Source organism: Timaviella obliquedivisa GSE-PSE-MK23-08B, assembly GCA_019358855.1.
Lineage (GTDB): Bacteria > Cyanobacteriota > Cyanobacteriia > Elainellales > Elainellaceae > Timaviella > Timaviella obliquedivisa.
Genome location: JAHHII010000002.1, coordinates 60,199 through 74,080, shown reverse-complemented (window position 1 = coordinate 74,080; position 13,882 = coordinate 60,199). Strand labels below are relative to the sequence as shown.

The 13,882-nt window shown below is 46.2% G+C and carries 13 protein-coding genes and 1 other RNA gene; 8 read left to right on the top strand and 6 right to left on the bottom strand.

Translation table 11 applies throughout. From position 1 onward, the window contains the following. Positions 1–48: 48 nt before the first annotated feature. Positions 49–894 carry a DMT family transporter gene (locus KME11_03785; GenBank protein MBW4514326.1) on the top strand — a complete coding sequence of 282 codons (846 nt, stop codon included), beginning with the start codon at positions 49–51 and terminating at the stop codon, positions 892–894. A 96-nt stretch (positions 895–990) separates the two neighbouring features. On the opposite strand, the gene KME11_03780 is transcribed toward KME11_03785, so the two are convergent. The 3 genes from KME11_03780 to KME11_03770 form a co-directional block, all read right to left on the bottom strand. Continuing rightward, entirely contained in the window at positions 991–1,314 is a 324-nt protein-coding gene (locus KME11_03780; GenBank protein ID MBW4514325.1) for a ferrous iron transport protein A, read from the bottom strand. Positions 1,315–1,339: 25 nt separating this feature from the next. Further along, entirely contained in the window at positions 1,340–1,789 is a 450-nt protein-coding gene (locus KME11_03775) for a bacterioferritin (GenBank protein ID MBW4514324.1), read from the bottom strand. 315 nt (positions 1,790–2,104) lie between these two features. Further along, positions 2,105–2,725: a Crp/Fnr family transcriptional regulator gene (locus KME11_03770; GenBank protein MBW4514323.1), complete on the bottom strand. Its 621-nt coding sequence runs from the start codon at positions 2,723–2,725 to the stop codon at positions 2,105–2,107. Positions 2,726–3,155: 430 nt separating this feature from the next. Here KME11_03770 and fldA point away from each other — a divergent pair, with 430 nt between their 5' ends. Continuing rightward, on the top strand, positions 3,156–3,668 hold the full coding sequence (gene fldA / locus KME11_03765; protein ID MBW4514322.1) for a flavodoxin FldA: 513 nt from the start codon (positions 3,156–3,158) through the stop codon (positions 3,666–3,668). A 21-nt stretch (positions 3,669–3,689) separates the two neighbouring features. Here the strand turns inward: fldA and KME11_03760 are convergent, their stop codons facing one another. The 3 genes from KME11_03760 to KME11_03750 form a co-directional block, all read right to left on the bottom strand. Further along, complete coding sequence (locus KME11_03760; GenBank protein ID MBW4514321.1) at positions 3,690–4,634, bottom strand: lysophospholipase; 945 nt, start codon at positions 4,632–4,634, stop codon at positions 3,690–3,692. Between the two features lie 241 nt (positions 4,635–4,875). Next, a complete protein-coding gene (locus KME11_03755; protein MBW4514320.1) occupies positions 4,876–6,948 on the bottom strand; it encodes an S-layer homology domain-containing protein in 2,073 nt (690 codons plus the stop codon). Between the two features lie 113 nt (positions 6,949–7,061). Continuing rightward, positions 7,062–8,591, bottom strand: coding sequence for an ABC transporter permease subunit (locus tag KME11_03750; protein ID MBW4514319.1), 1,530 nt, complete (start codon positions 8,589–8,591; stop codon positions 7,062–7,064). Positions 8,592–8,779: 188 nt separating this feature from the next. Between KME11_03750 and KME11_03745 the strand changes: the two genes are divergently transcribed. The 6 genes from KME11_03745 (at position 8,780) to KME11_03720 (ending at position 13,878) form a co-directional block, all read left to right on the top strand. Then, positions 8,780–9,544 carry an amino acid ABC transporter ATP-binding protein gene (locus KME11_03745; protein MBW4514318.1) on the top strand — a complete coding sequence of 255 codons (765 nt, stop codon included), beginning with the start codon at positions 8,780–8,782 and terminating at the stop codon, positions 9,542–9,544. A gap of 191 nt (positions 9,545–9,735) precedes the next feature. Then, positions 9,736–10,083, top strand: coding sequence for a WGxxGxxG-CTERM domain-containing protein (locus KME11_03740; protein ID MBW4514317.1), 348 nt, complete (start codon positions 9,736–9,738; stop codon positions 10,081–10,083). Between the two features lie 321 nt (positions 10,084–10,404). Continuing rightward, a complete protein-coding gene (locus KME11_03735) occupies positions 10,405–11,355 on the top strand; it encodes a CHAD domain-containing protein (protein ID MBW4514316.1) in 951 nt (316 codons plus the stop codon). A gap of 101 nt (positions 11,356–11,456) precedes the next feature. Continuing rightward, positions 11,457–11,853, top strand: an RNA gene (gene rnpB / locus KME11_03730) — RNase P RNA component class A. Positions 11,854–11,904: 51 nt separating this feature from the next. Beyond that, a complete protein-coding gene (gene rnc / locus KME11_03725) occupies positions 11,905–12,651 on the top strand; it encodes a ribonuclease III (protein ID MBW4514315.1) in 747 nt (248 codons plus the stop codon). A 192-nt stretch (positions 12,652–12,843) separates the two neighbouring features. Then, positions 12,844–13,878 (top strand): Gfo/Idh/MocA family oxidoreductase, encoded by a 1,035-nt coding sequence (locus tag KME11_03720; protein MBW4514314.1) that lies wholly within the window; start codon positions 12,844–12,846, stop codon positions 13,876–13,878. Positions 13,879–13,882 lie beyond the last annotated feature (4 nt).

The window sequence follows — 13,882 nt, the reverse complement described above, 5'->3', positions numbered from 1 at the left end:
CTTTGTCGATATTTCTTCAGCATATTTCTTTAGAAAACTTTCCGCATTATGCAAAAATCTGCCTCCCACTACTGGTATGTTTTGATACTAGTAGGTACCACGCTAGTTTGGGGTACTACCTTTGCTTTGCTTAAAGGTGCCCTGACTACCCTGTCTCCTGCGGTCTTGATATGCAGTCGCTTCTCAGTGGGAGCCCTGACGCTTTTGCCCTGGTGTCGTCATTTCAACGCACGGTTACTCCGAGATGGCGCAATTTTGGGAGTTATGATTTATCTTTCCGTTGTTACCCAAGTGATAGGGTTACAGACAATTTCCTCTAATCGATCGGCATTTATTACCAGTTTAAATGTGATTATGGTGCCGCTGTTAGGCTTCTTGCTAGGTCGGAGCTTGTCGCAGCGAGTTTGGATATCGGCAGGGCTAGCGTTAGCAGGAATTGGGATTTTGTCTTGGGAAGGAGGAGCGCTAGGCATTGGCGATCTTTGGGTATTTGGCTGTGCGCTGAGTTTTGCCGTCTACGTTTTGTTGATGGAAGCGATCGCCCCCCATCATCCGCCTCTAGCTTTAACGATTTATCAACTCATGACCACGAGCCTACTAGGATTCATTTGGGCATTACCCGAACTGATGGAGCAGGCTCAGGCAATTCAGCAAAACTGGGGAGCGATCGTTTATCTAGGAATCATGGCAACTGCAATGACGACTTGGACTCAGGCGATCGCCCAACGTCATGTTAGTGCTACGGAAACGGCGATTGTCTACGCGCTGGAGCCAGTATTTGCTACCATTTTTTCGTTTTGGTGGTTGGGTGAAAGTTTGGGCACAAGAGGCTTATTAGGCGGAGCAATGGTGTTAGTCGCAACGGTATTGAGCCAGATCAAAACCCAACGATAAAAAACGATGCTTGAGGATTTCATTAGCTAGAAGCTGAGTCTTAATGAAAAAAGTTTTGATAGTTTGCTTGTAACGCTCTTTTGATAAACGCTCTTTTTATAGGGGAGCGACTAAGATTTGACGAGCGATCGCCGCTCCTAATCCAATGTTTTTATCGCCTAACGTAACGACAATAGAACCATTATGAGTCACACTCGCAACCTCAACCTTTACCCCAGAAGCTAACCCTTGACGAGCCAGATCTGATACACACTCTGAACAGCAAATCTTAGTAATTTGAAGGCAATCGCCCACCTTTGCCTGAGAAAGAGAGGGCGAAGAATTCGATTCATTAGCGTGAGTAGATGACTGGACAGTAGCGCAAAAAAACATAAATCCTCGCCAGGAATTTTTTTGAAAGTTCTTTGCTAAACGCTTCATGGCTCACTGCTCCCAATAACGGTGGCTACTGCACAACTCTTGGTTCAAAATCACGCAGCATTTTCTTTAGCTCCAAGCCATGCATTTCTTCTTGCCCAATCATGCCACGAGCAAATTCTTCAAGATAAACGCTGGCATCTTTAACCACACTAAGTAAACTCTTGTATAAATTCAGCGCTGCTGTCTCGTGGTTGAGGCTTTCTCTCAAAATGTCGTAAATAGTATGCTGATCGGTTTCTTCAATAGGGGTCGTCCTCAATGTAGGGTGACCTTCTAACCCAGTTAGTATTTCTCCAGCTTGCTGAGCGTGCAGCAATGATTCACTGGCTTGACCCTTTAAAAAACCTACGATCGGAATGCGATTCGGACCACTAATCATCAATGAGTAGTGGGTATATCGAATAACACCAGATAACTCTGCCTCCATAATGGCATTCAGAAGATAGATTGTTTTTTCGGTATCAAGTTCTTTCATTGAATTTTGAATGAGATGAATGATTGATAGAAAGCTCCTACTTTTAGTTGAGAAACTTTCTAGAATTTACCTGAGATCTAAGAGCAATAAGCTTTGACAAAGCAGTTACAATTACACCAATGATAAAGACTGACAAGTATACAATAACCCCAGCGATCGCTTAGCCTAAACTTTACTACAGTATACGACTACAGTTAAGAAAAGAGTCAATTAGTTAGAAAAATAACTTCTGTTAATGCCTGAATTCTCACTAGTGATTGACTAAGGATATGCTTTAACTTGCAGCTATCCTGTGTCTTCTTTCGTGTATCTTCTCTAGTCTTGCTGCAATCTTGAGTCATCGCATAAGATTTGCTCTCGCCGCGACCATTGAATTACGCCCTCTTGCTGAAGTTGCCCCAATAATCGCGTTACAGTCACTCGCGTAGTCCCCAAAGCTTCAGCAATATCCAGGTGTGTTAAGCGTAAGTCTAGCCGCCAGCCAGACTCCATTTGATACCCAAATCGTTTGGACATCCAGAGCAAAAAATGCAGGAGGCGTTTTTCCATTGAGCCAGTGTGAACGATCTTCAACAGCATCTGGGTTTGCGAGATGTGAGACAGCATCATTTCACGGGAACAGACATAAGAATCTGACAACTTTTGTACTCTCACTTGAGTTAAACACTCGACTTGGTAGGGACTAAACTCTGAGAGGAGATAGCCAACAACATCACCCTTTCCCCAAAAGCCGAGTGGAATAACGGTGCCATTAGCGTCCCAAGTCAAGGTGCGGACAACTCCGCTTTCGATTTGCCAAATGTTCTGTTGATAGTAGGATGGCAAAATTTCTCGTCGGTTAAACGTCTGAAAGGTGATAGGCGATCGTTCAGCATCGACCTCAAAACAGCCGTCCCGGAGCAAAGATGGGTTGACCTGAGCCAGAGTAGTAAACATACATTCGTCTCCAAGCAGATTAGGTGAGGCTCTAAAAACTTTATTTGGCAAACTTTATTTGGCAAGTGTCACGCCAGAGAAGCTTGCTAACAGAGTGCGGTCATACATGACATTCATCACATTCGCATATCATGCCATAAAATTGAGAATCTATCTCAATAAGATAATTCATCTTCTTGAGATTCATCGGAGTAGACAGATAAAAATCCTATGTTACATAGGGCTTCTAGAGGTTCTAGTAAAACTTAACACAAAAATTTTTGAGAAGTGTTGCATAGAAACCTGTAATTATGCTTTTATTTATTGAGTATTAGTCTCATTAGTAATATCGGAGTTAAAGCAGATAATTCAGGTGCAGGGTCGGTATTACAAATTGGGCTAGGTTCCCCTGCACCTTTTTTGTATTAATCCTATATCGAGAGAATTCAGCATGGCAACGATCGGTTTATTTTATGGAACCCAAACAGGCAACACTCAAATGGTGGCGGAAATGATTCAAAAAGAATTTGGCGGAGAAAACGTCGTTGAGCTTTTTGATATTTCTCAGGCAGATGCCGATGATTTTGAACCATTTAGCTTTGTAATTCTGGGTTGTCCAACTTGGAATATTGGAGAATTGCAGAGCGATTGGTTGGGCTTTTATGACGATGAGCTAGAGAAGATTGATTTTTCAGATAAGAAGGTTGCTTACTTTGGTGTAGGCGATCAAATTGGCTATGCCGACAACTTTCAGGATGCGATGGGAATTTTAGAAGAAAAGATCTTAGAACTAGGTGGCACAACAGTAGGATACTGGTCTAGTGAAGGCTATGAGCACAGTGCTTCTAAAGCGATAAAGAACGGTAAATTTGTGGGTTTAGCATTGGATGAAGACAATCAGTCTGAACTAACCGATGAACGGATTAAGGCTTGGGTTATGCAGTTAAAGTTAGAAGGGGTCTGAATTTGTGTAGATGCTAAGGGTTTATAAAATGGGTGCAGATGCGGTTTGCCAAACCTGGTAGCCCTGTACGTTCAGGTGTACACCATCGGTGGTGAGAGCGCGGCGGAGGTTGCCGTCTGCATCAGTGAAGGCGGGCTGGAGGTTGAGATAGTTGACAGCTTCTTGTTTAGTGAGGGCGGAAATATTGTAGTTCAACCAACGTACGCGATTGCTGGGAATGGCTGTGAGGCGGGTGGGCAAAATGGAGTGAACAAAAATTTGGGCAGCAGGGTGTTGTTGCCGGAGCCGCTGCATAATTTGTTGAAGGTTGATGAGAATTTCTTTGTCGGTCTTGCCCTTGCGTAAATCGTTAATGCCGACCATGACATGAATAGTATCGGGTCGGGTTTCGGCAAAGGTCGAGACACGTTTCAAAACGCCTGAGGTTGTGTCGCCAGAAAGCCCTTGATTCAACCAAAATCGATCTTTAGAGAGGCGATCGATAGGAAACCATAGCGCATGAGAGTCACCCAAAATGACCGTGAGGCGACTTCTACCCTGACCGACTGCCATCATTTTGGCTTCTCGGCTTAAGAGCTTTTTCCACTGGGAATAGGTGGGTTGGACAATGCTAGTGAGCCACTCACTGCGAAAGCTATTGCTGGCAAGCCGAGTATAGGTTACCCCTTGTCTAAGAGCGGTTAAGCGCTGCTGATAAAGCTGCCCGCCAGACGTGGGACGATGAGGGAATAAAGCTGAAGTGGCGCTGTTTCTTCCCCTCTGGCTAAACTCTGGACGAAAGACAGCGGCTTCATAGACTGCTGCTCGGGAGATGGGGGAATGCGGGTTGATATCACAAAGCTGTGAAGTAGACTTGTCTGCGCCAATGGGAAGAAAACTAAAGGTTTTTTTAGGAACTGCGAGCTGCCATCCAGGTGCTTGCCCGTGGGTTATAAGGCTTGCTGCAACAAGACATAGACTGCTCATGGACTTTAACTCCTTTAAGATTGACCCGGTTTACCCTTTGTGCGATCGCTAATTGTCTCAAGCCAAGGAACGAGACACGATTTTTCAGGATTCATTTTCTGTTTTATAAGCAATTTACCCGTAAATTTACGGGTGCTTCCGGCAAACTCGCCATAGCTTCACTGTAACTTCACCCAGATTGGGAACCTGAAACTTTCAGGAGCGATCGCCTTTTAAGCCCTTTAATCCGGTCAGCCCGTCATCAAGCTAATTCTTGAGTCATAAGTCGTCGCAGAATTTCTGTTACCTCTGCTGCCATCCGCGCATCTAGCTCAATGGCTTCTTGGTTCGCGTCGTTCAAGTCTTTGGCGCTAATTAAGGTCATGGCAACGGTTCGGAGGATAGCAGGTTTATTCTCAGTGCGAGGACGCTGATCGACGAATTGCAAGAGAGCGGTGTAGACCAGTTCAGTGCGATCGCGGATTGAACTTCTGCCAAATCCTAACTTGGAAAGAATGACTGTCGATCGCACCACACTTGCCAACCCCAGGCGCTCGATCGCCACATCCAAATATCGAGCCGTATCATGACCCATTGCCCGTACTACGCATTCCAGGCTATTCCACTGCCCGCCCGGCAAGCGCGCCTCTAAAGGAATATAGCAATGCCATCCCAGCATAGAAATAAGGCGGGTTAGATCATAGGTAGAAAGGGTATTGCTCTCCAAAGCGGGGATATTGGGGGAGGTCAGCACTTGTTTTTGGGTTTTGGTATCCCATAACTCTGGGGTTTGTAGAAAGGGAGGTTCGCCGTAACGCCCACGGAAGCTCAGAGCGGTGTTGCCCGTAATTCTCTGCACCCAGTTTTCTAAGTTGCTGGGCGTGTCAAACTGTTTGAACATGGCGGAAAGCGCGTTGGAAGAGGCGATCGCCTGTTTGTAGTTGACGACATCAACCGCCAGATCATAGAACTGGTAGCTATTGGCGCTGCCGCTCGATCGCACCACCCATTGATCAGCATCGATCGCTGGAAACTGATTGTTGACTCGTGCTACTACATTCAGCAATGGAATAATTTTTGTGGCGCTCCAAAGCTCGATATTTTGCAAGGCGTTTTTTCCTAACCAATGGCTGCGCAATTTGCCGCCCACAATGCTGCCTACACAAACACAAGCAGCCTTAATGTCTGAATGCAGAAAATCTAGACCTTTAGCATCAATTTGCGGCAGCTTACCCCGAACCGGATAAGGGGTGAAACTTACCGTTTGATGCGTGCCTGTGAGCTTAATTGTTTCGCCCAAAGACATAACCTCAGTTCCGTCTGGAACCTCGCGCAAGCGATCGGGGTAGTAGGGCAGGTCAGCTTTGTAGGGCGAATTTTGAATGCCCCGGTCTAAAAACGCGAGTTTGTCGGCGCTGGCTCCGATTTCTTGTTGCAGGTACTCGTTCAATATCTTTTGACGATTCTGAGTCTGTTTTAAAATAAACGTGACGGGGACAACGTTCAGTAAGGCTTGAGCAAATTTTTCGTCAAGCTGCTTAGTTTGAGCATTCGGCAGGTTTGAAACCGTGCAAAACTCGGCGATCGCTGTTTCCAATTGAGAGCCATATTTTCCATTTAACCCTTGTTCACTTGGATGGATCTTCAGGGTACTGAACCGGGTTTGCAGTTCTTTAACTAATTTGGCATTTGCCTTCAAAACTGCAAATGAAACGCTCATGTTGCCTTTGATATCCTGTAAAAGCATCGCCCAAGTGACATATTGCGGCGGCACTACATTCGGAATCGCCAATGCTTGACACCATAATGCTGCCACTTCACCGCGAGTGGTTGCTTTATTGGGCTGAAGATGACGAACGTTAGGATAGTTAACGACCAAGCTTTTAAGAGTTGAGATGGCGATCGCTCCTTTAGCATAATTAGGAATCGCGATCGCATCATCAAAGTATTGCTGTAGAGTTTCTTCGGAAGCTGGAGGAAAGACGTACTGTAGCGCAGCCGCAAGAACTGCGATCGTTTGCACCCTGGGCATGGGAATGTCGGGACGAAAGGTGTGGTCAGGATAGCCCGATAAAAAGCCCCGCTCGTACGCCCATGTTACGGTCGTTTTTGCCCAGTAAGTTGCCGGAACATCGGCAAAGGTGAAGGCAGGTCGCACAGGTAACGAATTGGGGAAGACACTGTAGAGCAATGCCGTAAACTCGGCTCGACTAACTGTACCATCGGGGCGAAAAGTGCGATCGGGATAGCCTTTGAAGATATTGCGTTCTGCCAATTTTTCGATACAGGCTTTTGCCCAATGACTGTTGATATCGGTAAAAGTGACAGTTAGCATCGCAAATCCTTCAGAAGAAACGTTTAATCATGAAGGCGCGGGCTTAAAAAAAACAGTAGCTATAAGGAGCATTTAGGACAAAATCATCGGAGAAATCATGGAGAATATGAATTCTAAGCTAAATCGGAGGAGGGTTGAATTTGAGGCTTAAGCGATCGCTGCACCGGATTCATGCGTTTCTCTAGATAGCTAAACGCCTGGGAGGAAAGCAGTGTTAACACCAAATAAATTACCGCAACAATTGCATAAAGTTCAAAGGGACGATAGTTCTCTGCAACAATTAATTGTCCTTCTCGAAACAGTTCTTCAAAGCCAATAATAGCGACTAAACTGGTGTCTTTTAACAGCGAAATAAACTGATTACCTAGCGGCGGCAACATGCGCCGAAAAGCTTGAGGAAAAACGACAAACTGCATGGTTTGGACTGCACTCATTCCCATAGATTGCGCCGCTTCGGTTTGTCCTGTCTCAATAGATTGGATGCCGCCGCGCACAATTTCGGCAACGTAAGCAGCACAGTTGAGCGTCAGTGCTATGACCGCTGCTAAAAAGCGATCGAAGGCAAACTCAAAGCCTAGTGCCTGCACCAAAGCTGGAATTCCAAAGTAGACCATAAAGATTTGCACTAACAACGGTGTGCCCCGGAAAAAGTCAATATAGGCTCTAGCAAGCCATCGCAATGGCTTCATAGCAGATAAACGCGCAATACCCAGCAACGAACCCCCTATTAGTCCTAGAATGCCAGAGAGAATGGTCAGTTGTAAGGTCACTAACGCCCCTTTGATCAAAGCAGGTAACGCATTCAAAATAACGTTTCTTGAACTCAAAGCAGTCTGCTGAGATGATTGAGCAATGCCAGGTGCAACGCTAGGAAGCTGAGGAGGTTGAGCATTAAACCATTTGCGATAGAGGCTTTCGTAAGTGCCGTTCTCTAGAATAATAGTTAGACCTTTGTCGATGAGGGGCAAGTTGGGTGAATTCAGAGGCGTGGGAATGCCGTAAAGCTCTTCACTGAGCAATTCGCTGTTGATCTCAACGTCTTTCAAATTTCCGGTTTTAATGGCATACAACATTACAGGTGCATCGCTTAAAACTGCGTCCACATTTCCGTTACTGAGTTCTTGTAGAGCTAATACTGCCGCATTAAAAGTACGAACATTGACATTTGCAACTTGTTTAACAGCTTCAGCGCCCGTAGTACCAATCTGAACTGCAACTGTTTTGCCTTCTAGCTCTTCTACTGTGGCGATGGGAGGATCGCCTTTTGGAGTTGCGATCGCCAAGCCTGCTTTAAAGTATGGACGAGAAAAAGAAATTGCCTCTGCTCGTTTAGGCGTAATCGTCATAGCTGCAACAGCGGCATCAACATTGCCTACTTGCAGCGCCGGAATCATGCCATCAAAAGCAATACTTTGAAACTTGACCTGAAAGCCCGCCGCTTCCCCGATCGCACGCATGATATCTACGTCAAATCCTTGCAAGCTGCCATCTGCCGCTTTAAACTCAAACGGAGCATAAACGGGTTCAATCGCAACTGTTAATGTTTTACTATCGGCTGCTCTACTAGTGCCACATAAGACTATTAGTAAACCACTCAAGCTGAGCAACAGGAGCCTTACGGCTCTCCTCTTAAAAAATTGCATCATACTTTTACCGATTTTTAGATTTCTTGGAAAGTATTTTGAATAGTGACGGATCTTTTTAGAAAGTATATCTATCTGTAGATGAATATGCTGATCTGTATAAAAGAGGAAACCTTTGGGCTCAGCGTTCCATATAACTAAAGGAATGGACTTTTGAAGATCTGAATATTCTTCCTCCCAGGCGACCTATGAACTCTTATGCTATTCAAATTGAGCAAGTAGAAAAAAGCTATGGTTCTTTCCCAGTTCTTAAAGGAGTTACAAGCTACGTTAATACAGGTGAAGTGTTTGCTGTTATTGGAACATCGGGCTGTGGTAAGAGTACGCTGCTCCGTTGCTTGAACCGATTAGAAACAATTAACTCAGGGAAAATTATTATTAATGGGATGAGTCTAGCTCCTTCAAGCATGGACTACCACCAACTTCGTCAGCTTCGCTCTGATGTGGGCATGGTGTTCCAACAGTTCAATTTGTTTCCCCACTTAACTGTCTTAGATAATCTTACGCTTGCCCCTCAACAGGTCTTGGGGCAATCGAAGGCTGAGAGCCGAGAGCGAGCTCACTTTTATTTGCAGCAAGTAGGATTAGGAGAAAAAGCTAAGGCTTACCCAGAGCAACTTTCAGGCGGACAAAAGCAGCGAGTGGCGATCGCCCGTAGCCTTTGCATGGAACCTAAAATCATGTTGTTTGACGAACCTACGAGTGCGCTTGACCCAGAACTAGTTGGCGAAGTATTACAGGTAATGCGTCAACTTGCTGACCAAGGAATGACGATGGTTGTTGTCACTCACGAAATTCAATTTGCTCGTGAAGTTGCGCATCGAGTTATGTTTTTAGACCAAGGCTATGTTGTTGAACAAGGGGAATCCCGTGAGGTTTTAACAAATCCTCAAAGCGATCGACTCCGAGCATTTTTAAGCCGCATGAATCAAGCCGCTGAGGTTAGAAGTTAACTCACCTTAACTACGACTAAAGTTACGTTTGGAATAATCCTCAAGCTAGATAGAAATTTGGAAGCTGTCAAGCAAACTATCAATTAGTTACTCGATTGCATTGACCTAGCCCGCTAGTTGCAATCAATCCAGCAATCGAGCCAGTAATTCAAACTCTCCGTTGTAAATCCCAATATCGTAGAAGAGGAACCATGAAATTATCTCAATTTTCCAAGCCCCTTTGGGCAACAGCGATCGCTCTTAGCGTTGGTACGTTACAGGTCTTGCCTGCTGCTGCTCAAACTGGCACAACCGATACGGCACCTGGCACGACGGCTCCAGGCTCTATCCCTGATGCAACAGCCCCAGGCACCACTACTGATCCTACAATTATAGATACAACAGTAGATAATGATGACGGTTTTGACTGGGGTTGGTTAGGCTTGTTAGGATTAATTGGACTAGCAGGTCTTCGTAAGCCCGAAGAGCGCGAAGTCTACCGCGATCCAGGTATTGATCCAGCCCGAACCACAACTCGTACTAGTGATTACAACCGCTAATTGATTTACTCGCTAATTGGATTAATTAATTGCATTGAAAAGTATCAGAACCCGGAAAGCCAACCAGAGGAAGATCGCTACACTGTAGTATCTTTCTCTGGATTTTCTGTTTTACTGTGAAAAAGTGATTAAAAAAAAGCGTTGCGAAATGAAAGTCTGAAACCCTATTCTTCTGTGAGGTTAGGGCTAGGGATAGTTTGAGTTGGCAACGCAGCCAGACCTCCCCCAACTCCTCTCCTTTAGGAAAGGGCTTTGAATCGATTCACCCTTCTATTCAGCAACGCTTAAAAAACACGATTAGGAAAAGGAGGACTTTTCCAGATGATTGAATTGCAGCTACATGATCAACCTTTGTCTGAATTGGTCGATCGCCCCTCCCCAGTCAATACCACGTTAGGTGACTACGCCTACACCATCATTAACAAGCAGTTTTACGCTTTAAAGAAGCAAAAGCAGAACGTTTTAGCTGATCAAAACCCAGAGCATTTACACAAAATGCGGGTTGCGGCTCGACGATTACAGTCGGCTCTGCAAGTGTTTGATACTGTTATAGAGTTACCCAAAGCTGCCCAGCTTAAACAAGTTCGCTTCCTCGGAAAAGCTCTAGGCAAACTTCGTGATTTGGATGTTCAAACTGCCGCAGTTAAAGATCATTATTCTCCACTGCTCAATTCTTCGGAACAAGAAACTGTCCAAACGCTGCTTAAGCATCTTCAGAAAGATCGGCATCAAGCTTTTTCGGCAGTAGAGACAATATTGACCCGATCGCCCTACAAGAAAATTAAAGCAGCCTACGAAGACTGGTTAAGCTGCCCACAGTATCGGGCGATCGCTCAACTGCCCCTGGCGATCGCCATCCCCGAGTTAGTTAATCCACTTTTGTCTGCCCTATTGCTCCATCCTGGTTGGTTAATATCGGCTCAGTTACCAGAGCCGTCACAAGATACGGAAGCTCACATAACGCTCCACGATTTACGTAAAGCTTTTAAGGCAGTGCGCTATCAATCAGAATTCTTTGAAACTTTCTATGATTCTGCTTTTCAAAATTGGATTGAAGAGTTGAAAACACTACAAGAGAATTTAGGAAAAGTTCAAGATGGCTACATCTTATTAGAAATATTGCGATCTCAAAAAGTTGAAGTACCAGGATTGCAAGACGCTATTAGCAAAGATCAACGACAAGCAATGGCTAACTGGGAACCCATTCGACAACAATACTTATCGTCTGATTTTCGGCAACAGCTACATCAAATGATCTTGGGTAATGCTTGATTTTTCCTTTCTACACAAGCCCCTATCATCTCAGCTTCTCCTGGTTCTTCAGCATCTCTGCGTACGCTTGTCTCACTGCCTTGTAAACTAGATTGAGGGGAAGAGGAAGACTGGCGGTTGCAGGCTTTTGCCTGAGGAAAGTCCGGGCTTCCAAAAGACCAAACTTGCTGGGTAACGCCCAGTGCGGGTGACCGTGAGGATAGTGCCACAGAAAGATACCGCCTGGTCAGTTTTAAATTTTAGATTTAGTTCAAATTTAACAATAGCCAGGTAAGGGTGCAAAGGTGCGGTAAGAGCGCACCAGCAACGTCGAGAGGCGTTGGCTCGGTAAACCCCGGTTGGAAGCAAGGTTGAACGGAGCAAGGGTTGGTCTTTTACCCGCTTCGGGTAAAGGTAGGGCAACCTGCCTTTGCGCAATCCGCTAGAGGTGTCTGGTAACAGGCATCCCAGATAGATAACCGTCCTTCGACAGAACCCGGCTTATGTCTGCCTCTCCCCTCTCATTTTCCTCTGCTCGAAGAGAACGACCTTCTGGATCGTTTACATGCTATGCCGCTTGATTCGCGCCGTCAAATCCAACTGCATCGACTGGTTGAAAAACTGGGTATTGCCAACCCTGCGGCTGTGCGTTGGCAGCTTTTAGATTTGGCATTGACCCATCCCACTCTCTCTGCTGAAGCCAACTATGAGCGGCTAGAGTTTGTGGGCGATGCTGTGATTCGGTTAACTGCGGCAGAGTTTTTATTTGAAATGTATCCTGATGCAACTGAGGGTGAACTGTCGGCCATTCGAGGAATGGTGGTGAGCGATCGCGTTTTATCACAAATTGCCAGCCGCTATGGACTCGATCGCTACCTGCTCATGTCTGACAGCGCATTGGGCGATAAAGCTGGACAAGAAGGTCGCCTGGCTGCTGCCCTTGAGGCAATTTTGGCAGCACTTTACCTCAGCACCCATGACCTTAAACTAATCCGTCCCTGGCTCGACTCCCATCTACAAGAATGGGCAGAAACGATTCGGCTTGACCCAGCCTTTCAAAACTATAAGGGTGCGCTTCAGGCATGGACGCAAATTCATCACCAAACCTTGCCTGAGTACCGGGTCACTGAAGTTGGGCAAGGACACGGAGACGCAGAGCGGTTTGCCGCAGAAGTTTGGTTTCAAGGCAAGTCCTGGGGACAGGGCAAAGGGCAATCTAAAAAAGCGGCAGAGCAGGCAGCGGCACAGGTGGCGTACTTCCGGCTGCAAGAGGCTGGCTCGCAACCCTCTACCCCGCCGCAACCTGAGTCTCAATAAATTTGGTCGGGCGTTACGTCTAAAAATGGGTCGGGAACACTGGGCTGACATCCTCTAGATTTATTCAGAATCTAGAGAAAACCGACGGAGAACCCAACTTTGACCCTCAGCCCTCAAGTTTTCTCAACTCAAACTAAATCTGTCGTATCGACTTCTCAAAGCTTTTCGTTTCCCCCTTCTCGTACAATTGGGATGGCGTTGCTTGGGTGTGGGCGTTGGGGAACGCATTTGTTGCGAAACTTTTTGGAGCTACCTCCAGCCAATGTGGTGGCGATCGTTGACCCATTTGCAGAACGGCTGGAGCAATTGGCGCAGAAGTTTAGTTTAGATAGCCAGGTGTTACTGACCACAGATTGGCTGAAGGCAATTCAGCTACAAGGTCTTGAGGCTGTGGCGATCGCCACTCCTGCCGCAACTCATTACCCTCTCATCAAAGCTGCCCTTCAACAGGGACTCCACGTTCTTGTCGAAAAGCCCCTTACTCTCAATTCTGCTGAATCGCTTGAACTTTGCCAACTTGCGGTGACACAGCAACGGCAGCTTGTGATTGACCATACCTATCTCTTCCATCCAGCCGTCCAGCGCGGACAAGAAGTGATGAGACAGCAATTGCTCGGCGGTTTGCGGTATGGATATGCCGATCGCACCCATTTAGGGCCCATCCGTCAAGATGTAGATGCGCTCTGGGATTTGGCAATTCACGATATTGCTATTTTTAATTGCTGGCTCAACGAAACTCCAATCCAAGTGCAGGCACAGGGTACAGTCTGGCTTCAGCCCCAAACAGAGCCTCTTTTTCCTAAGGGCTTATCTGATTTGGTTTGGGTGAAGTTAACTTACCCAAGCGGGTTTCAGGCGTTTATTCATCTGTGCTGGTCTAACCCCGATAAGCAGCGGCGGCTGTGTTTGGTGGGCGATCGCGGCACCTTGGTTTTTGACGAGCTTTTGCCCGCTGCGCCGCTCACTTTCCAGCGCGGTCACTTGGAGGCGATGGGGCAGCAGTTTTCCCCAGTGAATCAGCAACAGCAAATTTTGGAGTTTGCTCAAACTGAGCCGCTTCGAGAAGTCTGTCGGCATTTTTTAGACTGCGTTCAGCAAAATAAACCCTCGCATATTTCGTCGGGTGGGTTGGGTGCAGCGTTAGTAGAAGTATTGTCGGCTTTAACGCGATCGCTCAACCAGAATGGGCAAGTCATAGAAGTTAAATCGACAATTTCCTTGCCCTAAGTGG